The organism is Streptomyces sp. NPDC058008 (genome assembly GCF_042886395.1).
In the GTDB taxonomy this organism is placed as follows: domain Bacteria; phylum Actinomycetota; class Actinomycetes; order Streptomycetales; family Streptomycetaceae; genus Streptomyces.
This window is the reverse complement of sequence record NZ_JBHVQX010000018.1, coordinates 29,623-53,692: the sequence shown is the minus strand read 5'-3', so window position 1 is coordinate 53,692 and position 24,070 is coordinate 29,623. Positions and strand designations below refer to the sequence as shown.

General features: G+C 73.0%; 18 protein-coding genes and 1 riboswitch. Of the genes, 11 read left to right on the top strand and 7 right to left on the bottom strand.

What is annotated here, in order from left to right:
- The first annotated feature begins 36 nt into the window (after nucleotides 1–36).
- The 3 genes from ACFVS9_RS19655 to ACFVS9_RS19645 all read left to right on the top strand — a co-directional run bounded on the left by ACFVS9_RS19655 (nucleotide 37) and on the right by ACFVS9_RS19645 (nucleotide 5,409).
- A complete protein-coding gene (locus ACFVS9_RS19655) occupies nucleotides 37–1,704 on the top strand; it encodes a protein kinase (RefSeq protein WP_389933953.1) in 1,668 nt (555 codons plus the stop codon).
- A 185-nt stretch (nucleotides 1,705–1,889) separates the two neighbouring features.
- The gene (locus ACFVS9_RS19650) at nucleotides 1,890–3,527 is read left to right on the top strand and encodes a succinic semialdehyde dehydrogenase (protein ID WP_383114037.1); all 1,638 of its coding nucleotides are present in this window, start codon (nucleotides 1,890–1,892) and stop codon (nucleotides 3,525–3,527) included.
- A gap of 43 nt (nucleotides 3,528–3,570) precedes the next feature.
- The gene (locus tag ACFVS9_RS19645; RefSeq protein ID WP_389933950.1) at nucleotides 3,571–5,409 is read left to right on the top strand and encodes a GMC oxidoreductase; all 1,839 of its coding nucleotides are present in this window, start codon (nucleotides 3,571–3,573) and stop codon (nucleotides 5,407–5,409) included.
- A gap of 130 nt (nucleotides 5,410–5,539) precedes the next feature.
- Here ACFVS9_RS19645 and ACFVS9_RS19640 read toward each other — a convergent pair whose 3' ends face one another.
- Entirely contained in the window at nucleotides 5,540–6,562 is a 1,023-nt protein-coding gene (locus ACFVS9_RS19640) for an LAETG motif-containing sortase-dependent surface protein (protein WP_389933947.1), read from the bottom strand.
- A 290-nt stretch (nucleotides 6,563–6,852) separates the two neighbouring features.
- On the opposite strand from ACFVS9_RS19640, the gene ACFVS9_RS19635 reads away from it, so the two are divergent.
- Nucleotides 6,853–8,583 carry a peptidase gene (locus ACFVS9_RS19635; protein ID WP_389933944.1) on the top strand — a complete coding sequence of 577 codons (1,731 nt, stop codon included), beginning with the start codon at nucleotides 6,853–6,855 and terminating at the stop codon, nucleotides 8,581–8,583.
- A 295-nt stretch (nucleotides 8,584–8,878) separates the two neighbouring features.
- Here the strand turns inward: ACFVS9_RS19635 and ACFVS9_RS19630 are convergent, their stop codons facing one another.
- On the bottom strand, nucleotides 8,879–9,193 hold the full coding sequence (locus ACFVS9_RS19630; RefSeq protein ID WP_389933941.1) for a chorismate mutase: 315 nt from the start codon (nucleotides 9,191–9,193) through the stop codon (nucleotides 8,879–8,881).
- A 313-nt stretch (nucleotides 9,194–9,506) separates the two neighbouring features.
- Here ACFVS9_RS19630 and guaA point away from each other — a divergent pair, with 313 nt between their 5' ends.
- From guaA to ACFVS9_RS19615, 3 genes are all read left to right on the top strand, one after another.
- On the top strand, nucleotides 9,507–11,093 hold the full coding sequence (guaA, locus tag ACFVS9_RS19625) for a glutamine-hydrolyzing GMP synthase (protein WP_383114042.1): 1,587 nt from the start codon (nucleotides 9,507–9,509) through the stop codon (nucleotides 11,091–11,093).
- A gap of 413 nt (nucleotides 11,094–11,506) precedes the next feature.
- Nucleotides 11,507–12,775 carry a hypothetical protein gene (locus ACFVS9_RS19620; protein WP_389933938.1) on the top strand — a complete coding sequence of 423 codons (1,269 nt, stop codon included), beginning with the start codon at nucleotides 11,507–11,509 and terminating at the stop codon, nucleotides 12,773–12,775.
- 77 nt (nucleotides 12,776–12,852) lie between these two features.
- On the top strand, nucleotides 12,853–13,362 hold the full coding sequence (locus ACFVS9_RS19615; RefSeq protein ID WP_383114044.1) for a DoxX family protein: 510 nt from the start codon (nucleotides 12,853–12,855) through the stop codon (nucleotides 13,360–13,362).
- Nucleotides 13,363–13,456: 94 nt separating this feature from the next.
- Here ACFVS9_RS19615 and ACFVS9_RS19610 read toward each other — a convergent pair whose 3' ends face one another.
- Together ACFVS9_RS19610 and ACFVS9_RS19605 are read right to left on the bottom strand one after the other, a co-directional pair.
- Nucleotides 13,457–13,714 (bottom strand): hypothetical protein, encoded by a 258-nt coding sequence (locus ACFVS9_RS19610; protein WP_383114045.1) that lies wholly within the window; start codon nucleotides 13,712–13,714, stop codon nucleotides 13,457–13,459.
- On the bottom strand, nucleotides 13,701–15,035 hold the full coding sequence (locus ACFVS9_RS19605; protein WP_383114046.1) for a PspC domain-containing protein: 1,335 nt from the start codon (nucleotides 15,033–15,035) through the stop codon (nucleotides 13,701–13,703). The genes ACFVS9_RS19610 and ACFVS9_RS19605 overlap by 14 nt, the downstream gene beginning before the upstream one ends.
- Nucleotides 15,036–15,217: 182 nt before the next feature.
- On the opposite strand from ACFVS9_RS19605, the gene ACFVS9_RS19600 reads away from it, so the two are divergent.
- Entirely contained in the window at nucleotides 15,218–16,516 is a 1,299-nt protein-coding gene (locus tag ACFVS9_RS19600; RefSeq protein ID WP_383114047.1) for a PspC domain-containing protein, read from the top strand.
- Nucleotides 16,513–17,208: a LuxR C-terminal-related transcriptional regulator gene (locus ACFVS9_RS19595; protein ID WP_383114048.1), complete on the top strand. Its 696-nt coding sequence runs from the start codon at nucleotides 16,513–16,515 to the stop codon at nucleotides 17,206–17,208. Before ACFVS9_RS19600 ends, ACFVS9_RS19595 begins: the two co-directional genes overlap by 4 nt.
- A gap of 43 nt (nucleotides 17,209–17,251) precedes the next feature.
- Here ACFVS9_RS19595 and ACFVS9_RS19590 read toward each other — a convergent pair whose 3' ends face one another.
- Together ACFVS9_RS19590 and ACFVS9_RS19585 are read right to left on the bottom strand one after the other, a co-directional pair.
- Nucleotides 17,252–18,010, bottom strand: coding sequence for a GNAT family N-acetyltransferase (locus ACFVS9_RS19590; protein ID WP_389933933.1), 759 nt, complete (start codon nucleotides 18,008–18,010; stop codon nucleotides 17,252–17,254).
- A gap of 12 nt (nucleotides 18,011–18,022) precedes the next feature.
- Nucleotides 18,023–19,093: an NlpC/P60 family protein gene (locus tag ACFVS9_RS19585; protein ID WP_389933931.1), complete on the bottom strand. Its 1,071-nt coding sequence runs from the start codon at nucleotides 19,091–19,093 to the stop codon at nucleotides 18,023–18,025.
- A gap of 355 nt (nucleotides 19,094–19,448) precedes the next feature.
- Here ACFVS9_RS19585 and ACFVS9_RS19580 point away from each other — a divergent pair, with 355 nt between their 5' ends.
- Nucleotides 19,449–19,802, top strand: coding sequence for a hypothetical protein (locus tag ACFVS9_RS19580; protein ID WP_389933928.1), 354 nt, complete (start codon nucleotides 19,449–19,451; stop codon nucleotides 19,800–19,802).
- Between the two features lie 104 nt (nucleotides 19,803–19,906).
- On the opposite strand, the gene ACFVS9_RS19575 is transcribed toward ACFVS9_RS19580, so the two are convergent.
- Complete coding sequence (locus ACFVS9_RS19575; RefSeq protein WP_389933925.1) at nucleotides 19,907–21,064, bottom strand: NlpC/P60 family protein; 1,158 nt, start codon at nucleotides 21,062–21,064, stop codon at nucleotides 19,907–19,909.
- Nucleotides 21,063–21,222: riboswitch (cyclic di-AMP (ydaO/yuaA leader) on the bottom strand. Its footprint overlaps the gene before it by 2 nt.
- 257 nt (nucleotides 21,223–21,479) lie before the next feature.
- Between ACFVS9_RS19575 and pcrA the strand changes: the two genes are divergently transcribed.
- Nucleotides 21,480–23,918 carry a DNA helicase PcrA gene (pcrA, locus tag ACFVS9_RS19570; RefSeq protein ID WP_383118994.1) on the top strand — a complete coding sequence of 813 codons (2,439 nt, stop codon included), beginning with the start codon at nucleotides 21,480–21,482 and terminating at the stop codon, nucleotides 23,916–23,918.
- Nucleotides 23,919–24,070 lie beyond the last annotated feature (152 nt).

Below are 24,070 nucleotides of genomic sequence, written 5' to 3'. Positions count from 1 at the left end.
TACCCTGTCGTCCCGAGGAACGGGGCAGGGACACACGTGGAACACGTACAGGGCACGGGCGCGGGAATCGTACTGGCCGGACGGTACCGGCTGGGTGACGTCCTGGGCAGAGGCGGCATGGGCAAGGTGTGGCGCGCTCATGACGAAGTGCTCCACCGGACCGTGGCCGTCAAGGAACTGACGGCCGGACTGTACGCCGCCGAGGCGGACCGGATCGTGCTGCACGCCCGCACCCAGAAGGAAGCCCGCGCGGCGGCCCGGATCACGCATCCCGGGGTCGTCACCGTCCATGACGTCATCGAGTACGACAACCGTCCCTGGATCGTCATGCAGTACGTCGACGGGCCCTCGCTCGCCGACGCGGCCAAGGAGTCCGGCGAGGTCGATCCGCGCGAGGCGGCCCGGATCGGGCTCCATGTGCTGGGTGCCCTGCGGGCCGCCCACGGCGCCGGTGTCCTGCACCGGGACGTGAAGCCCGCCAACGTCCTGCTCGCCCGGGACGGACAGGTCCTGCTGACCGACTTCGGGATCGCGGCCATCGAGGGTGACTCCACCATCACCAGAACGGGTGAGCTGGTGGGCTCCATCGACTACCTGGCACCCGAACGGGTGCGCGGCGGCGACCCGGGTCCCGCGTCCGACCTCTGGTCCCTGGGCGCCACGCTCTACACGGCCGTCGAGGGGAACTCGCCCTTCCGCCGCACGTCCCCCATCTCCACCATGCAGGCCGTCGTCGCGGAGGAGCCGCCCCCGTCGGTGCGCGGCGGCGCGCTGGCGCCCGTGATCACCGCACTGCTGCGCAAGGACCCCGCGGACCGTCCCACGGCCGAGGAGGCGGAGCGCATGCTGCTGGACGCCATGGAGGGGCGCAAGCCCCGCGCCGCGCAGGCGCACGTGCCGACGCAGCGGCTGTCCGAGGAGGACGTGCGCGACTTCTCCGCTCCGGACGGTTCCACCACCCCGCTTCCCCGGCCCCGGACCCAGTCCCCGCCGCCGGCCTCCCCGGTGCCCGCCGCCCGGCGCGGCCGGGGCCGCTGGCGCACCGTCCTGCTGGTCGTCGCCGCCGCCGCCCTGGTCGGCGCGGCGGCCGGCCTGGTCGCGATGAAGGCGATGGACCGGGGCGGGGAACGGGCCGGGGGCGAGGTGGAGCAGAGCACCACCGCCCCGGCCCCCTCCCCGTCGGCCGGCGACGACCGGGCCGGGGACTCCACCGGGAAGGGGGAGAGCGCCGCACCCCAGCGGATCCCCGACGGCTGGAAGCGGATCACCGCCCCCGAGGGCTTCAGCCTCGCCGTCCCCGAGGGCTGGGAGCGGATGACGGACAACGGCCAGATCGACTACACCCCGGACGGCGGCGCGCACAGCGTCCGCGTCAGCCTCGACCCGGACCCCGACTTCGACCACTCCTACGCCCACATGCAGAGCATCGAGAGGGACCTGTCCAAGCGTCTGCCGGAGTACCGGCGCCTGACGCTGGAGGAGAACATCTTCCGCGACCGGCCCGGCTCCCGGTGGGAGTTCACCTGGGTGGAGTCCAAGGACCACCCCGGTCCGCGCCACGGCATCGACCAGATGTACTTCGCCGAGACGGGCGGGCCGGAGTACGCGCTCTACATGACCGGGCCCGAGGAGGACCAGGCCGAGACCCGGAAGATCTTCGAGACGATGCTGCGCAGCTGGGAACCGCCGGAGCAGACGGACTAGGCGTCCGGATCCGCGATTCCCTGCCGCCGATCCGCCGAAGCGCGATGGATCGCCCCTGATCAGCGGTTATGCAGCCAGTGATCACTGGCTGAGTGGCCGGGCGTCGCGGCGGTCTCCGTCAGGGTCTGTGAAAACCTGTTACCCACGGGTACCCAAAGTGCGCGGGCCGACATACTCTCGCCCTCATGACGGACTCGCAGGCCTCCACGCCCACCTCCGCCGCCTCCGGCACCCGCGTCGGCACCAATCCGGTGGCCGCCGCCCCGGCGGGCGCGCGCACCGCCGCCGACGTGGTCACGCCCGAGGTGGTCGCCCGGCTGACCCGCGGGGTCGTCGGCTCCGGCCGCACGGCCAACCACAGCCCCTTCACCGGGGAGAAGCTGGCCGACCTGCCCGAGTCCACGCCCGAGGACGTCGGGACCGCGTTCGACCGTGCCCGCGCCGCCCAGCCCGCCTGGGCCGCCACGCCCGTCCGGGACAGGGCCGCCGTCCTGCTGCGCTTCCACGACCTGGTGCTGCAACGCCAGTCCGAGGTCCTCGACCTGATCCAGCTGGAGACCGGCAAGGCCCGGCTGCACGCCCACGAGGAGGTGCAGGCCGTCGCCGTCGCGGCCCGGCACTACGGGCGCAGGGCCGCCTCCTACCTCAGGCCCAGGCGGCACACCGGGGTCGTCCCGGTCTTCACCAAGGTCACCGAACTGCGCCAGCCGCGCGGGGTCGTCGGCCAGATCGCCCCCTGGAACTACCCGCTCGAACTCTCCGTCGGCGACGCGCTGCCGGCCTTCGTCACCGGCAACGCCGTCGTGATGAAGCCCGACACGGAGACCGCGCTGACCGCCCTGTGGGGCCGTGACCTGCTGATCGAGGCCGGACTCCCCGCCGAGGTGTTCCAGGTGGTCCTCGGTGAGGGGCCCGTCGTCGGCCCGGAGGTCGTCGGCCGCGCCGACTACGTCTCCTTCACCGGCTCCACCCGTACCGGCCGTGAGGTGGCCCAGGGGGCGGCCGCCCGGCTCGTCGGCGTGAGCCTCGAACTCGGCGGCAAGAACGCCATGCTCGTCCTGGAGGACGCCGACGTGGAGAAGGCCGCCGCGGGCGCCGTCCGCGCCTGCTTCTCCTCCGCGGGGCAGCTCTGCATCTCCATCGAGCGGCTGTACGTCCACGAGTCGGTCGCCGACGACTTCGTGGAGCGCTTCGCCGCCCGGACGAAGGCCATGCGGCTCGGCAGCTCCCTGGCGTACGGCGCCGACATGGGCTCCCTCGTCGGCGCGCAGCAGCTGGAGACCGTCAGCCGGCACGTGGCCGAGGCCGTCGGGAAGGGCGCCACGCTCGTCGCGGGCGGCGTCGCGCGTCCCGACATCGGCCCGCTCTTCTACGAGCCGACGATCCTGGACGGCGTCGAGGCACCCATGGCCGTCTGCACCGAGGAGACCTTCGGTCCCGTGGTCTCCGTCTACCGCTTCCGCGACGAGGACGAGGCCGTCACGCTCGCCAACGCCACGCCGTACGGCCTCAACTCCAGTGTCTGGACGAAGGACGCCGGGCGCGGACACCGCGTCGCCGCCCGGCTGCGGACCGGCACCGTCAACATCAACGAGGGGTACGCGCCCGCCTACGGCAGCGTCCAGTCACCCATGGGCGGTATGAAGGACTCCGGTCTCGGCAGGCGGCACGGTTCCGAGGGCATCCTGAAGTTCACCGAGGCCCAGACGGTGGCGCAGCAGCGGCTGATCCCCCTCGCGCCGGCCTTCGGGATGGACGACGAGAAGTACGCCGCCTTCATGAGCCGCAGCCTCAGGGCGATGAAGGCCTTCCGGCTGCGCTGACCCCGGCGCCCCCCGACCCGCCCGTTCCGTACCGAGGAGTGCCATGTCCCAGGACAGCCATGCCCAGAACCAGGCCGGCCCGGCCGTTCCGGCGGCGGACGACGACGCGTACGACTACGACGTCCTCGTCGTCGGTTCGGGCTTCGGCGGCGCGGTGTCGGCCCTGCGCCTGAGCGAGAAGGGGTACCGGGTCGGCGTCCTGGAGGCGGGCCGCCGCTTCACGCGCGCGACGCTGCCCAAGAGCTCCTGGGACATCAGGAACTACCTGTGGGCCCCGGCGCTCGGCCTGTTCGGCATCCAGCGGGTGCATCTGCTCGGCAAGGTCATGGTGCTGGCGGGCGCCGGCGTCGGCGGCGGCTCCCTCAACTACGCCAACACCCTGTACGTGCCGCCCACCGCCTTCTTCGAGGACCGGCAGTGGGCCGGCATCACCGACTGGAAGGCCGAGCTGGCGCCGTACTACGACCAGGCCAAGCGGATGCTCGGGGTGCGTCTCAACCCGACCGTGACCCCCGCGGACGTCCACCTCAAGGCCGTCGCCGAGACCATGGGCGTCGGCGACACCTTCCACCTCGCCCCGGTCGGCGTCTTCTTCGGCGACGGCCGGGACGCCGACGGGGCCGCGCGGGCGAAGCCCGGAGCGGAGGCCGCCGACCCCTACTTCGGAGGCGCCGGGCCCGCCCGCACGGCGTGCACCCAGTGCGGCGAGTGCATGACGGGCTGCCGTCACGGGGCGAAGAACACCCTGAACGAGAACTACCTGTACCTGGCGGAGAAGGCCGGGGCCGTCATCCACCCGATGACGTCCGTCGTCGCGGTCACCGACGGCCCGGACGGCGGCTACCGCGTGACGACCGTGCCCACGAACCGGCGCCGCGGGGCGGCGCCGTCCGTGCTGCGGGCCCGGAGGGTGGTCGTCGCCGCGGGGACGTACGGCACCCAGACCCTGCTGCACACGATGAAGGACGAAGGGCTGCTGCCCCGGCTCTCGTCCCGGCTCGGGGAACTGACCCGCACCAACTCCGAGGGACTGGTGGGGGCGCAGACCAGCGACCGCCGCTACCGCAGGAAGCACGGCACCGCCAGGGCCGACTTCACCCGCGGCGTCGCCATCACCTCGTCGATCCACCCCGACGGGAACACCCACATCGAGCCGGTGCGCTACGGCAAGGGCTCCAACGCGATGGGCGCGCTGACCATCCTCCAGGTGCCCTACAGCAGCCACCGGGTGCTGAGCTGGTTCGGCAACGTGGCCAGGCACCCGTGGCTCGCGATGCGCTCCCTGTCCAACCGGCGCTGGTCGGAGCGGACCATCATCGGCCTCGTCATGCAGTCGCTGGACAACTCCCTGACCGCGTACCGCAAGCCCGGCGGGGTCGGCAAGGGACTGCTCACCGCGCGGCAGGGCCACGGCTCGCCCAACCCGACGCAGATCGCCGAGGCCACCCAGGGCGCCACGCTGCTCGCCCAGGAGATCAACGGCTTCGCCGGGTCCAACGTCGGGGAGCTGATGGGCACCCCGCTCACCGCGCACTTCCTCGGCGGCTGCCCGATCGGAGCGAGCCCCGAGGAAGGCGTCATCGACCCCTACCACCGGCTGTACGGGCACCCCGGCATCTCCGTGGTCGACGGTTCCGCCGTCTCGGCCAACCTCGGCGTCAACCCGTCGCTGACCATCACGGCGCAGGCCGAACGGGCGATGTCCTTCTGGCCCAACAAGGGCGAGGCGGACCCGCGTCCGGCGCAGGACGCCGCCTACGAACGGCTCGCCGCGGTCGAGCCGCAGGCGCCCGCCGTGCCCGAGGAGGCCTTCGGCGCGCTGAGGCTGCCGTTCCTGGGGATACCCGTGGTGCCGCCGAGGACGGCCACCGGGGAGGCGTGACCGGCGAACGCCGAGGGGCTGCACCCCCCTCCGAGTGCAGCCCCTCGACGTTCCCGCCGGTGACGAGCCCTACGGCCCGTTCCGGAGGCCCCGCCCGCCCTCCGGGCGGACGGCGCTGTTCGCGAAGCGCCTAGCCGGCGGCCTCACCGTTCTTGCGGCGCCGCACGACGAACATCGCGCCGGCACCCAGCACCACGGCCGCGCCGCCCGCGAGGGCGATCGCCGGGGTGGTGGAGGACGAACCGGTCTCGGCGAGACTGCCGGTGACCTTGGAGGTGTCGCCGGCCGGCTTCGCGGCGGGGACGGGGATCTTGCCGCCCTCCTGGGGCTTCGCGCCGCCCCCGGCGCCGGCGTCCACGATCTGGAACTTGTAGGCGACGTCCGTGAAGCACGGCTCGGTCTCGAAGTCCTCGCCGAAGACGAGCCCGCCGCCGAGGCTGAAGCCGGCGCCCACCGGGGCGCTCGCCGCCACCTTCAGACGCAGGTCGATGTCGATCTCGTAGCCGGGCTTGATCTCGTCGGTCTGGCCGACGTAGCCGGACGTGCTGCCGAAGTCCTCCACGTCCTCCCAGACGCCGTCGTTGAGGGCCTGGAGCCGGACCTGGTCCGTGCTGAAGAGCTTCTCGCCCGCCTTGTCGGCGGCGGCACCCGCGAAGAACGCCACGTTCTTCACGGTCGACTTCGAGTCGTTGTAGATGTTGAAGGTGAACCGGTCCCAGCCGCCGCCCCGGGCGATCTTGCCGGACAGGCCCTTGATGGAGAGCTCCAGCGGACGCGGCTCGCACTCGTCGAGCGGCTGGCCCTCGTCCTCGTCGTCGTCCTCGTCGGCGGTCTCCGAAGCGGTGGGCTCCGGCGTCGCGGACGGCGTCTTCACCGGCGTCCCGGTGGGCGTCGGGGCGGTGGTCTCCGGGGTGGTGCCCTCGGTGGACTCCGTGGCCGACGGGGTCACCGTCGGGGACGGCGAGACCGACTCGGTCTCCTCGGCGGTGGCGGTCGCGGTCGGTGTCTCCTCCAACGTCTCGGACGGTGTCGCCGAGGGGCTCTCGGTCGTCGTGGTCCGGGTGTCCGCGAACGCGGCCGGCGCGGAGAGCAGGACGACCGGTCCTACGACGGCGGTGGCGGCGGCGAGTGCCAGGGTGCGGCGCAGCTTCATCTTGGGCCTCAGCGGGTCCGTGGTACCGCGTGGTCCGCGGTACGCGTGAAAGGTGTGAACGGGCCTGCCGTTGTGGGGACGGAACGAGCCGGTGTGTTCGCCATGCATGACCTGTGAAGTGAGGAAACGGTTGTCCTCGTTTTCACAGAATCTTTATGTGGTGCTCGACACATTCACGAGGCGTACCCAATTCGTGATCCCCGTCCGCGCAACTCCCGGGGCCGCGGAGCGGTCGAACCCGTACCGAGTCACAGCAGTCACACAGGTCCGCCGATCTCCAGAGGTTCGCGATGACACTCCTTTCCCCGAGAACAGCGCTGCGCCGCACGGCAGGCGGCCTCGCCGCCGCCGGGCTGATCGCGGCAGGTTCGCTCGCCGTCGGCGCCCCGGCCCGCGCGGAGGTGCCCGCCCTCACCCTCGGCGGCCCCGCCGGGACGGCCGTGCACCCCTACCCCGAGACCGGCGGCCCCCAGAGGTCCTCGCTCGGGCTCACCGTCCACAACCCCGACGCGGACCCGGAGAACGGGGGCTACGAGGGCGACGTGACCTACACGCTCGACCTCAGCGGCATCGCGGGCGTCGCCGAACTCCTCCCGGCCGAGGACTCGGGATCGGACTGCGAGATCACCGGGGACACGGCGGTCTGCCACGACCACGGCGTCCTCCCCGGCCTCAGCTCCCTCGCCGACTTCGACCTGACCGCCGCCCGGGGCAGCCGGGACGGCGCCTCGGGCACCATCCGGGTCACCGGCTCGGCGGACGGGGTCACCTTCACCCCGTTCTCGACGAAGGTGACCGTCGGCGGCCCCGACCTGGTCATGAAGCCGCTCCCCTTCGAGCGGCGCCTCGTACCGGGGGACGTGCAGCCCGCGCCGGTCACCTTCACCAACGAGGGCACCACGGCCGCCGACGGCGTCCTGCTGACGCTGATGTACACGCGCGGCCTGGAGATCCCCGAGCGCTACGCCAACTGCGAGTACGACGGCGAGGCGGGAGAGGATCCGTTCGAGGACTTCGTCTGGGCGACCGCCCTGTGCTCGGTCCCCGGCTCCTACGAACCGGGCGCCACCTACACCCTGGCCGAACCGCTCTCCGTCGAGGCCACCGGGCGCGCGTACTACGACACCTTCGTCTACCGCGTCGACGAGGACAGCGCGGCACAGCGCACCGCCCGGCGCGCGGGCGCGCCCTTCACCCGGGGCACCGGCCCCGAGCTGGCCCTGAAGAAGGTCACCGCCTCCGCGAGGAGCGCGGACCTCGACCCGTCGGACAACCAGCAGGAGGCCGACTTCCGTACGGTGAACACCGCGAACTTCGTGGCGGTGGGCGGCCGGGCCGACGGCGCCGCGGGCGAGACCGTCACCGCGGACATCGGCTTCCGCAACGACGGGCCGGCCTGGATCGGCTACATCCGGTCCGGTGAGCCCGTCGCCACCTTCGACTTCACCGTCCCCGAGGGCGCCGAGGTCACCCGCAAGCCCGACGGCTGCCAGGGGGTCACGGCGGAGGGCACGTACCGCGAAAGCCTCACCGCCGCGCCCCGCTACGTCTGCGACACGTCGACGACCGTGCGCGACGGGGCGGAGATCTCGTTCCCGTTCGAACTGAGGATCACCGAGGTGGTCCCCGGCGCCGAGGGTGCCGTCCGGATCCGCAACACCTGGCTCGCCGACCCCGACCTGCCCTTCGACCCGGAGCCGGCCGACAACACCGCGTCCCTGGTCCTCAACGGCCCCGGCCCGGAGACCACGGGCGGCACCACCGCCGCGGGCGCTTCCACCGGAGGCCGGGACGGCGGCACGGCGGGCGAGGACGGCCCGGCGCCCGGAGCCCCGGGAGCGTCGTCCGGCGTGGGCACCACCGGGATCACCGGCACGTCCGGCGCCGCGTCCCTGGTCGCGAGCGGCGGCCTCGCCTCCACCGGCTCGGCCGCGCTGACTGCCTCCGTCGCCGCGGCGACCGTACTGGCCGCGGGCTGTGTGCTGTACGTGACGACCCGGCGCCACGTGCGGCGGGTCTGAGGTCCGGCGTCCACGACGGTCCGAAGGCGACCGGTCCCGGGCGTCCCCGGGGCCGGCCGCACATGGGTGACCGGGCTGCTGTCCCCTGCCGACCGGTCACACACGCCGGGCCGTGGTCCCACGACGTACCGGTGGTACGTCACACGTCCCGGCGGAGCCACGCGTGGATCTCTGCCGGTGCCGCCCCTGGCTGGCACGGACAACCGGACCAACGAAGCCGTCCGGGGACCGGTCACGCGCCGTACGGGTGAGACCGGTTCCGAACGCGGGTGCGGCCGTACAGCCTTCCCGCGCGTCACACCCGGCCGCGGCAGAGCTCCAGCAGCGTCATCGCGAGCGCCGTGCCCGGCTTGCCCAGGGCGTCGCTGTAGTGGCCGAGGACGTCCATCTCCCGGGAGAGGTTCACCCGCCGGCCGCCCGACGTGATCCTGGCCTCCTGGATCACCGCCGAGACGGCCATCCGCTCCTGGACGAGGCCGATGATCCGGTCGTCCAGCGCGTCGATGCGCGTGCGGGCTCCCCCGATCAGGGACGCGGCCTGGTCGGTGTGCGCGCCGGTCCGCTCGGCTGCCGTCCTCGTGGACGCGGCACTGGTGCTGGTACTGGTCATCCGTGACTCCCGGTGGGCTGGGGGCCCCGGAGCGACAGGCCCGGAACGCCAGAACGCCCCGGGCCTGTCGGCCCGGGGCGCCTGGAACGTTGCTTGTCAGTTGCTCAAGCAGCACGACCATGGCAGCCGGCGGGCCGGGTGCCATAGGTAAAGACGAAGATCGTGTGCTGACGCATGGGACGAGTATGGACCCCGCCCGGGGCCCGGGTCCACGCCGGGCCCGGATGGTGAGACGGGAGCCCGGCGGGACGCCGTCCCACGGCCGGTAGAATTGGGAGGACCGACCCCTCTCCACCGCCGGAAGGCCGCCCCCGTGCCAGCAGCACCCCCCGCCGCCCCCGACACCGCGACCGACGTCGTCCTGGTTGTCGACTTCGGCGCCCAGTACGCCCAGCTCATCGCCCGCCGTGTCCGTGAGGCCAGGGTCTACAGCGAGATCGTCCCGTCCACGATGCCGGTGGCCGAGATGCTGGCCAGGAACCCCCGGGCGATCATCCTGTCCGGCGGCCCCTCCTCGGTGTACGCGCAGGGCGCGCCCAGCCTCGACCGCGCGCTCTTCGAGGCCGGTGTCCCGGTCTTCGGCATGTGCTACGGATTCCAGCTGATGGCGACCACCCTCGGCGGCACGGTCGACGACAACGGCGCACGCGAGTACGGCCGCACCCCCCTCGCCGTCTCCAAGGCGGGCTCCACCCTCTTCGAGGGCACGCCCACCGAGCAGTCGGTCTGGATGTCGCACGGCGACGCCTGCTCGGCCGCCCCCGAGGGCTTCACCGTCACCGCGTCCACGGACGTCGTCCCGGTCGCCGCCTTCGAGAACGACGAGAAGAAGCTCTACGGCGTCCAGTACCACCCGGAGGTCATGCACTCGACCTACGGCCAGCAGGTCCTGGAGCACTTCCTCTACCGGGGCGCGGGCATCGAGCCGACCTGGACGACCAGCAACGTCGTAGAGGAGCAGATCGCCCTGATCCGCGAGCAGGTCGGCGACAAGCGCGCGATCTGCGGCCTCTCCGGCGGCGTGGACTCCGCCGTCGCCGCCGCCCTCGTGCAGAAGGCCATCGGCTCCCAGCTCACCTGCGTGTACGTCGACCACGGTCTGATGCGCAAGGGCGAGACCGAGCAGGTCGAGAAGGACTTCGTCGCCGCGACCGGCGCGAAGCTGAAGGTCGTCGACGCGGAGAAGCGCTTCCTCGACGCCCTGGCCGGTGTGTCCGACCCGGAGCAGAAGCGGAAGATCATCGGCCGCGAGTTCATCCGCGTCTTCGAGCAGGCCCAGCTGGAGATCCTCCAGGAGGACGGCCCCGAGGTCGCCTTCCTCGTCCAGGGCACCCTGTACCCGGACGTCGTCGAGTCCGGCGGCGGCACCGGCACCGCCAACATCAAGTCCCACCACAACGTGGGCGGGCTCCCCGACGACATCGAGTTCGAGCTCGTCGAGCCGCTGCGCCAGCTGTTCAAGGACGAGGTCCGGATGGTCGGCCAGGAGCTCGGCCTGCCGGAGGAGATCGTCCAGCGCCAGCCGTTCCCCGGCCCCGGCCTCGGCATCCGCATCGTCGGCGACGTCACCAAGGAGCGGCTCGACCTGCTGCGCGAGGCCGACGCCATCGCCCGCGAGGAGCTGACCGCGGCCGGCCTGGACCGCGACATCTGGCAGTGCCCCGTGGTCCTGCTCGCGGACGTCCGCAGCGTCGGCGTCCAGGGCGACGGCCGCACCTACGGCCACCCGATCGTGCTGCGCCCGGTCTCCTCCGAGGACGCCATGACGGCCGACTGGTCGCGCCTGCCGTACGAGACGCTGGCGAAGATCTCCACCCGCATCACCAACGAGGTCGCCGACGTCAACCGCGTGGTGCTCGACGTGACGAGCAAGCCGCCGGGGACCATCGAGTGGGAGTGAACCCCACCGCCTGAGGCCCGCGTCCCTGCCGTCGCCCGTTCCCACGGGCGGCGGCATCGCCGTGTCCGCCGCGCCTCGCGTCCCCGCGCCGTCCGCGGGGATCGGGCCGCTCCGGGTGACCGTCGCCGGTCAGCGCGGGCGGGACCTCTCCGAGTCCGCCGCCAGTACCGGGCGCCGGCCCGTCGCGGACACCCGCCGGCCCCCGCGGTGACGGCGGCCGCCGACGCGCGCCGCAGCGGATACCGGAGGGCGCCTGGCCTCGCCCACCTCGTCCTCACCACCTGGGAATCGAACATTTCCCCGACACGCGCCCCCGCCCCGCCCCGATGCGGGACGAGCCCGTTCCGTACGGCACAATTCGCAGTAATCAGAGGCGAGTTGGTTCTACAGGGTGGGAAAGGGCGGCGTTCTCCGTGGCGTTGGACGAGGCGAGGGCGAAGAGTGCGCACGGCGGTGGCTGTACGTGCGGCGACTGCCCGCACGGGGCACGCGAAGGTCACCGGCGGGCCGTGGCGGCCTTCCTCGTCAAGCGCGACGAACTCGCCGCGGGACAGGGCCTGCCCGGAGGGGTCGCCCAGTCCGTCTCCGCGTCCCGCCAGTGGGTCTCGGACGAGCTGACCGTCTCCGCCCGCGCCGTCGCCGAACGCAGCCGTGAGGCCGGTGACGCCTGGCTCCACACCCTCTGGGTACGCACCCTGGCCGTGGTCTGGGGCGGCGTCGCGCTGCTGGTCGTCGGCGAGTCCGTCACCGCCATCGGGGCCGGCTGGTCCACGGCCCGCACCGCCGGCCTCCTCGCCGCGTTCGTCACCGCGGGGCTGCTGACCGGCGCCGCCCGCGTCCACCGGTCCCGCGGCGGCCTCCTCGCCCCGCTGATCGGTGAGGACAACCGGCTCTCCACGTCCCGTACCGTCGCCGCCTCCTGGGTCCTGCTCGCCGTCTTCGCCGTACTCGTCCTCGCCCTGCAACTGGCCGGGGCGTCCGACCACGCCGACCGCGACACCCTGATCGAGGGCCTCGACCTGGTCCGCTCGGCCGGTGTCCTGACCGTGCTCGCGCTGGTGTGCGCCGTCGCCGTCGTGGTGCGCCGGGTGGTGACCGTGCGCGTGCTGTCCCAGCGGTTGCAGAAGCTCCGCGCGGACCGGCCGCGGGCCGCCGACCTGCTGACCGACGACTCCGGGCGCGGCAGCTTCACCGATGTGCAGTACGTGCTGATCAGCGCCGTGGCCGTCCTGTTCGCCGCGGTCCGGCTGGCCCGCCGCCCCGAGCAACTGCCGGACCTGCCCTGGGGCCTGGCCGTCCTGGTGGCCGTCTCGGCGGCGACGTACTTCGCGGGGAAGTACGCCGAGGGGGGCCGTCCGGTCATCCTGTCCGTCGTCCGGGCCAGGGAGGCCGGGGACCTCGACGCCCCGATCCGGACCGGCGACGACATCGAGATCCGCGGCGCGGGCTTCGTCCCGCCCGGCGCGGGCAGCCCCGACCGGCTGGCCCGCGTGGTCGTCAGGATCGGCCGGGTCCACGTGCACGTCCCTCTGATCCCGGTCACCGGAGGATTCGCCAACCCGGCGGACACCGTGCTCACCGTGCCCGTCCCGGTCGAGGTCGAACCCGGCACCGTGGAGGTGCAGGTGGTCACCGCGGCGGGCGTGGAGACCGACGCCTGCCTCATCGACGTCACCGACTGACCGGCGTACCTGGTGTGAGCGGAACCGAACCGGCGTACGTATGGTCTGTCGGAGGGCCAACGGAAGGCGGAGCGGTGATGCACGGGTACAGGGGCGGTTCGTACGGACTGGACGAGCCGAGGAGTCTCAGGGACCGGGCGGCGGAGTACGCGCTCCTGCCCCTGCGGATCTTCCTCGGTGTCACCTTCGTCTACGCGGGGCTCGACAAGCTGACCGACAGCGCCTTCCTGTCGGCGAGCGGGCCCGGATCCATCGGCGAGATGATGCACGCCGTACGTGACAGCGCGGCGATCCCCGGCCTCGTCGACCTCGCCCTGAAGAGCCCCGAGGGCTTCGGCTACGCCATCGCGGTCGGTGAACTCCTCGTGGGCCTGGGCACCCTCGCCGGACTGTGGGCGCGGCTCGCGGCGTTCGGCGGGGCGCTGATCTCGCTGAGCCTGTGGCTCACCGTCAGCTGGCAGTCCACGCCGTACTACTACGGCAACGACCTGGTCTACCTCATGGCCTGGCTGCCGCTGGTGCTCGCCGGTGCGTCCTTCTGGTCGCTGGACGCCCTGCGGGGAAGCCGGCGCGGGGTGCGCGTCTGACCGCCGGGTGCCGGGCAGGCCTCGTACGCGGGCGCGGTCCCGGGGGGACGACGGGCGCGAGCCGTCCGCCGTTCCCGCGAACTCCCGGCGGCGTTCAGGACGCCCGGGTGGAACCGCCGTGCGGAGGCTCCGCCGCGTTCCGCGCCGGCGCCTCCCGGTCGCGCCGCCGCCGGAGCCGGTAGCTCACCCAGGTCGTCACGGCCGCCAGCCCCAGGCCGCCGAGGAGCACGGGGGCGAAGAACGCCCACGGGGCGGTCCACGCCCCCGCGGCGTCCGCCGCGTAACCGCCGGCCAGGGCCAGCATGGCGAGGCCCGCCACCGCGCGGCCGGGCCGGATCTCATGACGCAGCACGGATGACCTCCAGCTGTCCGACACCGACGCCCATGGACAGCTCGACGGTCCCGGCGGGCTCGCTGCCCCCGGGGGGCGCGATGGTCCGCCGGGTGTGCCGGTCGGGTGCGATGTTCACGTCCTGGCGCAGGTCCGAGGGGAACTGGATGTCCCCCAGGCCCGCTTCGGCGTCCACCTTCACCGTCACGTCCCTCGGTACGACGACGACCGCGCGGCCCGCCCCGACCTCGACACGGGTGCGCAGGGTCCCGCCCTCCGGGACGGTGATCCCCGAGAGGTCGAGCCTCGCGACCCCGGTGCCCAGCTTGTACCGCGCCTCGACCGCGGCCACGGAGGCGGGACGCCACTCCGCGCGGACCCATTCCGTACCGATGTCCGCCGGGATGACCGAGGCCCCCGCCAGGAGACCGGCCGTGATCACGGCCAGCACGATCGTGCCGAAGCCGGTCCTGCCGAGGACGGAGGCGGTCAGCAGGCCGAGGCCGAACACCCCCAGCGCGGCGGCGAGCCCGATCTGCAGGCTCAGGCCCAGGGGGTGGGTCCCCCAGCTCAGCCCCGTGCCCAGGCCGCCCGCGACGAGGGCGAGCAGGAGGACGAGGCCTCCGATCGAGCGCGGGCCCCGGGTGCCCCGCGCGCGGGGCGGCGGGCGGAAGGCGGCGTCCGAGGACGCCCCGCCGCCGCCCGGTGCCGGCCCCTCGGGCAGCGCGTCCGCGGGACCCCACAGATAGCCGGTCCCCGCCGGGCCCGTCGTGCCGTCCTTGACGATCGGGTCCCGCCACCAGGACGGACTGCCCGGCGTGGGCGGTGCCTTCACCTCGGGCGGCGCCCCGTGACCGGCGGCGTGCGCCGCGCTCTTCGGGGGGTGGGCCGCCGCGCCCGGGGTGTCCTCGGGCGGTGCGGTGCGGCGGTGCTGCGTCCAGACCGAGAAACCGACCACGGTCAGCGACAGCATCGCGGCGAAGGCGAGCATCCCGCCGTTGTGCAGCATCGACAGCAGCAGCCCGCAGCCCACCAGGGCCAGTACGAGGGCGACCAGGGAGGCACCCTCGACCCGGCCCGACAGCAGCCGGCGCGCCTCGTTCTCCTCCTCACCCTCCACGGGGAGCAGCAGCCACGCGAAGCCGTAGAAGATCAGGCCGATGCCGCCCGTCACCGCGAGGACGCCCAGCACGATCCGGAAGATCACCGGGTCCACGTCGCAGTACCGGCCGAGCCCGCCGCACACCCCCGCCACCACCTTCTGGCGCGGGCTGCGTCGCAGCCGCGGTGCCGGCCCGGGGGGCGGAGTGACGCCGGGGGAGGCGTCCTGGGGAACGGTCATGGATCCATGGTGACGGCCCGTAGGCCCTCGTGGGACCCGCGACGACCCTGGCCGGTCCCTGATATTGCGTCCCGGAGGTCCCTCGGGGACCGCCGTGTGCGGGTGCACCCGCACACGGCCTCAGGGTCGGGTCCGGGCAGACCCTGATGCCACGGCCCACCGGAACGTGTGACGATCGGTGCATGCCAGCAGCCACGACCCGAGCCCCGAGCTCCCACGCCCCGGACCCGGAGGACCCGGCGCCGCGCAAGCTCTACCGCAGCGCCGACGGGCGGATGCTCGGCGGCGTCGCGCGCGGGCTCGCCGGGCATCTGGGGCTGCCCGTCGCCTGGGTCCGGTTCGTCTTCCTCGGGCTGTTCTTCGCCGACGGCCTCGGCGCCCTGCTCTACGCCGTGTTCTGGATCGTCGTACCGCTCGGTGTCGGCGGTGTGGGCGGATCCGGCGGCGTGGAGCGGTCGCTCTTCGAGACCGCCCCGGACGGCCGGCGCAGGCTCCGCAAGCCTGACAGGGGCCAGGTCTTCGCCCTGGTCGCGCTGCTCGTCGGCGCCATGATCTTCGTCGGCAACGTCGACATGGGGAGCGAGGCGGACCGTTACGTCTGGCCCGCCCTGCTGATAGGCGCGGGCTCCGTCCTCGTGTGGCGCCAGGCCGACAACGCGCGGCGCGCCCAGTGGATCGAGGCCGGCCGCCGCCGCCGGGTGCTGCGGCTGGCCCGCGGCCTGGCCGGCGTCGCACTCGTCGGCCTCGGCCTCGCCGCCTTCATGGTGGTCCGGGGCTCGGCCGCGCAGCTCGGTACCGCGCTCACCGCCGCCGTCGCCGTACTCACCGGCATCGCGCTGCTCGCGGGCCCCTATCTCGTACGGATGATGCAGGACCTCTCCGAGGAACGCCTGATGCGCATCCGGGCCCAGGAGCGGGCCGAGGTCGCCGCCCACGTCCACGACTCCGTCCTGCACACGCTCACGCTGATCCAGCGCAACGCGGACGACGGCGGCGAGGTCCGCAGGCTCGCCCGCGCCCAGGAACGCGAGCTGCGCAACTGGCTGTACGACCCGTCGGGTACCGGCAAGGACGAGGACGACGAGCCCACGAACCTGGCCGAGGCCGTCAAGCGCGCCGCCGCCGAGGTCGAGGACAAGCACGGCGTCCCGCTGGAGGTCGTCGTCGTCGGCGACTGCCCGCTCGACGAGAAGCTGGCGGCACAGATGCAGGCAGCGCGCGAGGCGATGGTCAACGCCGCCAAGTACGGTGGCGAGGGCGGGGCCGTCCAGGTCTACGCGGAGGTCGAGGGGCGCACGGTCTTCGTCTCCGTGCGGGACCGTGGTCCGGGATTCGACCTGGACGCCGTTCCGGACGACAGGATGGGCGTACGGGAATCGATCATCGGCCGGATGCAGCGCAACGGCGGTACGGCGCGTCTGCGCGCGGTGCCCGGCGGGGGCACGGAAGTCGAGCTGGAGATGGAGAGGGCGAGCGAATGACCGAGAACACCGAAGCGACCGGGGGCCCGGAGCGCCGGGTACGGGTCGTGCTCGTCGACGACCACCGGATGTTCCGCACCGGGGTCCAGGCCGAGATCGGCCGCACCGAGGAGACCGGGGTCGAGGTCGTCGGCGAGGCCGCCGACGTCGACCAGGCGGTCACCGTGATCACCGCGACCCGCCCCGAGGTCGTCCTGCTCGACGTCCACCTCCCGGGCGGCGGCGGGGTCGAGGTGCTGCGGCGCTGCGCCCCGATGATGGGCGCGGTCGAGAACCCGGTGCGCTTCCTGGCGCTGTCCGTCTCGGACGCCGCCGAGGACGTCATCGGGGTCATCCGCGGCGGCGCCCGCGGCTACGTCACCAAGACGATCACCGGCGCCGACCTGGTCGACTCGGTCTTCCGCGTCCAGGAGGGCGACGCGGTGTTCTCGCCCCGCCTGGCCGGCTTCGTCCTGGACGCCTTCGCCTCGACGGACGCCCCGCCGGTCGACGAGGACCTGGACCGGCTGACGCAGCGGGAGCGCGAGGTGCTGCGGCTGATCGCCCGGGGATACGCGTACAAGGAGATCGCCAAGCAGCTCTTCATCTCGGTGAAGACCGTCGAGTCCCATGTCTCGGCGGTGCTGCGCAAGCTCCAGCTGTCCAACCGGCACGAGCTGACCCGCTGGGCCACGGCGCGCAGGCTGGTCTGAGCCGGGAGCGCCCGGGCGGGGCCGCGACCGGGCTGAGGCGGACTCAGGCGGGTTCCTCCAGCGCGATGTTGAGCTTCTCGCCCACCCGGCGGTAGCCGATGCCCGCGTAGATCCGCTCGACGTCGGGGCCGCCCGGCTCCAGCCACACCGTGGTGAAGCCGCGTGTGAAGGCGGTGCGGGTCAGCCAGGCGGAGAGCGCCGCGCCGACGCCCCGGCGGCGGAAGGCTTCGGCGACGGCCAGGCCCGCCAGCTCGCCGATCCCGTCCACCGGTGCCGGGCAGCCGCCCGCCCCGGCGGGCCTGCCGTCCACGGTGGCCAGCGCCGACACCCCGCCGCCCGCCGTCGCCCGGCGCAGCCACGCGATCTCGCCGTCGTCCGGCCCGCCCTCGCCGCCGAATCCGGTGTGCTGCACGGCTGCGGCCGAGGTGAACTCCGCGTCGGTGACGGGCTCGGAGACCCGCAGACCGTCCACCGGCTCCGGTGCGACGAGGCCGTCGGGGGCGCACGCCATGACCGGTGCGCGGTTCTCCGCCGTGAAACCGGCCGCCAGCAGGGCCGGTTCGACGGCCGGTGCCCATGACGGCAGGAACTCCAGCCGGGGCAGCCGGCCGCGCTCGCGGAACGCGGCGACCAGGTCGGCGACCTCCCCCGCGGTCGGTTCGGCGCCCTGGTCGGGGACGGCGTAGTTGGCGAACTTCAACTCCCGGTCGGGGGTGTGGCGCACGGTGAAGGGCCCCACCCGGTAGTGGCCGGGGGAGCGGAGGGTGGTCGTGCGCGCGTAACGCTGGATGGCGGTGTCCATGAGCCCGGGAGCCTAGGCGACCCGGGTCGCTCCGGCGAAAGGCATTTGTGAGATCGGCGCGATCCGCACGGGAGCGCCCGGGCGCGGGGCGTGGATCATCTGGCCGCCGCCGATGTAGAGCCCGACATGGGTGACCCCGGAGTAGAAGAACACCAGGTCCCCGGGGACGAGTTCGGAGCGCGCCACGCGCCGGCCCGCGTTGATCTGGGTGTACGTGGTGCGGGGCAGGGAGATGCCCGCCGCCCGCCAGGCGGCCTGGGTGAGGCCGGAGCAGTCGAAGGAGGCGGGCCCGCTGGCGCCCCAGACGTACGGCTTGCCGAGGGCGCCGTACGCGAAGGCGACGGCCTGCGCCGCGCGGGCGTTGGGGGCGGCCACGGAGCCGCGCGGGGTGCCGCGGTCCGCGCGTACGCCGCTGCCGCCGTGCGCGGCGTCGGCCGAGCGCTCGTAGTCGGCGCGCTGGGCGGCGGTGAGGGTGGCCAGGAGCCTGCGGGCGTCGGCGAGCTTCGTGCGGACGGCGTCCTTGTGCTGCTCCAGGTCGGCCCGGCGGGCGGCGAGCACCGCGAGTTCGTCCTGGGCCCGGGCGCGGAGCCGGGCGAGGTCGGCGGCCTGCCGGCGCACGCCGTTGAGCGCACCGGCCTGGCGGTCGCCCGCCCGGTCCTCGAAGGAGGCCCGCTCCAGGTACTGGTCGGGGTCGGAGGAGAGGGCCAGCCGCACGGCGGGGTCGATGCCGGCGCTGCGGTACTGGGCGGCGGCGAACGCCCCGAGGGCCTCCCGCGCGGCGTTCAGGCGCTCGGTCCCGCGGGCGGCCTCGTCGCGCAGCGCGTCCAGGGACCTCTCGGCCTCGGCCGACCGCTCCTTCGCGCCGTTGTACTCCTCGGTCGCCACCTCGGCGTCGTGGTAGAGCCGGTCCACCTTGGCCTCGACCTGGGCCGGGGTGAGGCGGGGGTTGGCCTGCGCGGCGCCGTCGAGGACGGTCGCGGCCGCCGCTCCGGCGAGGGCGAGGGTGGCCGCCCGGCGGGCGGCGGGCCCGGTGAACAGACGCTGCCTGGGCTTGCGGTGAGCGGCTTCTCGATGGGCGGCCACGGGGGTGGTGCGTCCTTCCGTTCGACTGCCCGCCGGGGGGTACCGCCGGGCCCGCCGGGGTCCCGCGGCGGGCCGCCACAGGGGGAGCGGCCCGCCGCGGGACTTCCGGCGGGGCGACCGGGATGCCGCCCGGTGCGGGGGCGGCGATGCGGATCCGGTCACCTGGGAGGGACGCTAAACCCGGCACACAGGGCGGAGGCGTAATGACAGGTATTGCCCTCATGTGCTGTTTCGTTTCCGTCCAATGACCGGAAAAATCAACCGGAGTCCGGCAATCCGTGCAGCTCGGGGGCAACTCATCGGTAAGTCCTACCTGGCCGAAGAGTGGTGATATGGCCGCGGTTAGGCTGCGGCCATGGACGTACTCATCAATGTCTTCGTGGCCTTGCACATCATCGGTATCGCCTCCCTGCTGGGCGGTTTCCTGACCCAGATGAAGGCCATGGGGGCGGGCACGGCCCGCTTCGTCCCGGCCATGCTGCACGGCGCGCTCACCATGCTCGTCACGGGCGTCGCCCTGGTCGGCCTCAACCAGGCCGACGACCACACCGTGAACAACATCAAGATCGGCGTCAAGCTGCTGGTCCTGATCGTGATCCTCGCGCTCGTCTACGTGAAGCGGGACGAGGAGAAGGCGGACAAGGGCGCGTTCGCCGCGGTCGGCGGGCTGACGGTCGCCAACATCTTCATCGCCACGCTCTGGACCTGAGCGGGCGGCGGTTCCGGCGCCACGCTCCGGCCTGAGCGGCCTCATCGGACGGTGGAGGGCCCGGGGATTCCCCCGGGCCCTCCACCGCGTGCGGGCGCCGTGGGCTACGCCGGGCGCACGCTGCCGTAGATCGGCATGTAGTAGATCGACTCCTCGCGGACGTTCGCGCCCGGCTTCGGCGCGTGGATCATCATCCCGTCGCCCTTGTAGATCCCGACGTGGCTGATGTCGTCGTAGAAGAAGACCAGGTCCCCCGGCCTGAGGTCCGCCGTGGCCACGCGGGTGCCGACCTCGACCTGGTCCCACGTGGTGCGGGGGAGGCTGACGCCCGCCGCCTTCCAGGCGGCCTGGGTGAGCCCGGAGCAGTCGTACGAGGACGGGCCCGTCGCCCCCCACACGTAGGGCTTGCCGATCTGGGCCCGTGCGAAGGCCAGGACCTTCTCGGCCTTCGTGGCGTAGCCGCTGCCGGAGTCCGTGCCGGTCCCGGCTCCGGTCCCCGTGCCGGTCCCCGGCTTCGCGGCCTCCTCCTTGGCGCCCTGCCCGGCCTTCTTCTTCGCGGCGGCCTGCTGCCTGGCCAGCTCCTCCGCCTTGCGCCGGGCCTCCGCCTCCTTCTTGCGCTCCAGCTCCGCGAGCCGCGCCTTCTCCTCGGCGGTCAGCTCCGACAGCAGCGAGCGCGCCTCGGTGAGCTTCGTCTGCACCTGCTGCTTGCTGGTGCGCAGGGAAGCCTGCGACTTCGTGAGCGTCTCCAGGCTCTTCGTCGCCTCGACGCGCTTGGCCGCCGCCTCCTTCTGCTGCGTACGGAAGTCGGCGACCGCCTTCTGCTGCTGGCTGGTCATCCGGGCCATCAGCTGGTCCTGGTCGAAGTACGACTGCGGGTCGTCCGCGAGGAAGAACGTCGCCGTCGGGGCGATCGAGCCGGTGCGGTACTGCGCGGCCGCGTAGCCGCCCAGCTCCCTGCGGGTCTCGTTGAGCTTGTCGGCCCGCTTCGCCGCCGCCTCCAGCAGCGCGTCGACCTTGGAACGCTGCTCGGCCGACGCGGTCTTCGCCTGGTTGTACTCCTGTGTCGCCACCCCGGCCTGCCGGTACAGGGAGTCGACCCGCTTCTGCACTTCCTCGATGCCGGGCTTGGGCTCGGCCGGTGCCGCCGTCGCGCTCTGCGTGGAGAGCAGGGTGACGGAGGCCAGCGCCGCGGTCGTGAGACCGATGGCGGGGGTGGTGCGCACCCGGGTGCGCGGCTTGCGATGCGATGCCAAGGCCGGCATCTCCTTCCGTGGACCGCCTACCGGGTTAGCTGTCGGGTTCGGGCGGAACGGAAGGCTGCCCTACGGTCCGGTGGGGAAGGACCGATTCACCCCGGTGCTGCGTGTGGGTCCCCGGTTCCGGCCCCGACGAGGGGGTGCGGATTCGGCGGGGGTGCCCGTGCGGCGCGGTTCGCCTCAAAGGGGTACGGGGCACCCGTCCGAGCACGCTAACCAACCCGTGGTGCCCCTGTGAAGGTTGATGTTCGATATGCCCGATACATTTTCGTGACCTTTCCCCCGTGGTCGTCCCCGTGGCCGGAAGACGCCCCGGAATTTCACGTTCCGTGTGCGGTCGGTCTCGATACGCGCACGGTCCGGGGTACTTGTCGCCGATGCGGCCCGGGCTGTCGGTGCGTCCGCCTAGACTCGTGAGGCGATGAGCAGCCTCTTTGACGACAGTTTCCTGACCGGCCTCCAGCAAGCGGAGGACGGCCCCCCGCCGCCCCCCGAGGAGCACGCGCCCGAAGCGGTGCCGGAGGGCCTCTTCGAGGACGTCTTCGACGCGCCTCCGCCGCCGCGCGACGCCCACTACCGCGACGGCGCCCCGCGCCCCGTCATCGACGCCGCCGCGCTGCTCGACGGGCTGAACACCGAACAGCGCGCCGCCGTCGTGCACGCCGGATCGCCGCTGCTCATCGTCGCCGGGGCCGGCTCGGGCAAGACCCGGGTGCTCACCCACCGCATCGCCCACCTCCTGGCCGAGCGCGGGGTGCACCCGGGGCAGATCCTCGCGATCACCTTCACCAACAAGGCCGCCGGCGAGATGAAGGAGCGCGTCGAGGACCTCGTCGGCCCGCGCGCCAACGCCATGTGGGTCATGACCTTCCACAGCGCCTGTGTGCGGATCCTGCGCCGCGAGTCGAAGCGCCTCGGCTTCACCTCGTCGTTCTCGATCTACGACGCCGCCGACTCCAAGCGGCTGATGGCGCTGGTCTGCCGCGACCTGGACCTCGACCCGAAGCGCTACCCGCCGAAGTCGTTCACGGCCAAGGTCTCGAACCTGAAGAACGAGCTGATCGACGAGGAGACCTTCGCCGGCCAGGCCGCCGACGGCTTCGAGAAGACGCTGGCGCAGGCGTACGCGCTCTACCAGGCCCGGCTCCGCGAGGCCAACGCCCTGGACTTCGACGACATCATCATGACGGCGGTGCACCTGCTCCAGGCGTTCCCCGACGTCGCCGAGCACTACCGCCGCCGCTTCCGGCACGTCCTGGTCGACGAGTACCAGGACACCAACCACGCCCAGTACACCCTGGTGCGTGAGCTGGTGGGCCCGTCCGGTGAGGCCGACGCCCCGGGCGAGCTGTGCGTCGTCGGTGACGCGGACCAGTCGATCTACGCCTTCCGCGGCGCGACCATCCGCAACATCCTCCAGTTCGAGGAGGACTATCCGGACGCGACCACGATCATGCTGGAGCAGAACTACCGCTCCACCCAGACGATCCTCTCCGCGGCCAACGCCGTCATCGAGCGCAACGAGAGCCGCCGCCCCAAGAACCTCTGGACGAACGCCGGCGCCGGCACCCGGATCGCGGGCTACGTCGCCGACACCGAGCACGACGAGGCGCAGTTCGTGGCCGACGAGATCGACCGGCTGACCGACGCGGGGGACGCGAAGGCGGGCGACGTCGCCGTCTTCTACCGCACGAACGCCCAGTCCCGTGTCTTCGAGGAGATCTTCATCCGCGTCGGGCTGCCCTACAAGGTCGTCGGCGGAGTGCGCTTCTACGAGCGCAAGGAGGTCCGGGACATCCTGGCCTACCTCCGGGTGCTCTCCAACCCCGAGGACACCGTGCCGCTGCGCCGCGTCCTCAACGTGCCCAAGCGCGGCATCGGCGACCGGGCCGAGGCGATGATCGACGCCCTCTCGATGCGCGAGAAGATCTCCTTCCCGCAGGCCCTGCGCCGCGTCGACGAGGCGTACGGCATGGCGGCCCGCTCGGCCAACGCCGTGAAGCGCTTCAACGCGCTGATGGAGGAGCTCCGCACGATCGTGGAGTCCGGCGCGGGGCCGGCCGTCGTGCTGGAGGCCGTCATGGAGCGGACCGGCTACCTCGCGGAGCTCCAGGCGTCCACCGACCCGCAGGACGAGACCCGGATCGAGAACCTCCAGGAGCTCGCCGCCGTCGCCCTCGAATTCGAGCAGGAGCGTGCGGAGGAGGAAGGTTCGGGGACGCTCGCCGAGTTCCTGGAGAAGGTCGCGCTCGTCGCGGACTCCGACCAGATCCCCGACGAGGACGAGGACGGCTCCGGCGTCATCACCCTGATGACCCTGCACACGGCCAAGGGCCTCGAATTCCCCGTGGTCTTCCTGACGGGCATGGAGGACGGCGTCTTCCCGCACATGCGCGCCCTGGGCCAGGTGAAGGAGCTGGAGGAGGAGCGCCGGCTCGCCTACGTGGGCATCACGCGCGCCCGCGAGCGCCTGTACCTGACGCGTGCGGCGATGCGGAGTGCCTGGGGGCAGCCCTCGTACAACCCGCCGTCGCGGTTCCTGGAGGAGATCCCGGACCAGCACCTGGAGTGGAAGCGCAAGGGGCCGATGGCGGCCTCGGCGGGGCCGACGTCCGGCATCACGTCGTCCCTGTCCTCGTCGCGGGCGAAGTCGGGGCCCTCGGGGTTCGCCACCCGGCGCACCTCGGAGAAGCCGGTCGTCGCGCTGGCGGTCGGGGACCGGGTCACGCACGACCAGTTCGGTCTGGGCACGGTGACGGCGGTCGAGGGGTTCGGCGACCAGGCCAAGGCGACGGTCGACTTCGGCGACGAGAGGCCGAAGAAGCTGCTGCTGCGGTACGCGCCGGTCGAGAAGCTCTGACGTCCGGGCCGGCCGGTGACCTCCGGCCGGCCCGTCACGGGGCCCGGCCCGGTCCGCGGCGGCAGGAGACGGTGCCGCTGCCGGGGGAGGCGCCCTGCGCGGGCGGGTGAGGTGGCCGGAGGGCGGTGGCCGCGGCTCAGGAGCACGCTGCC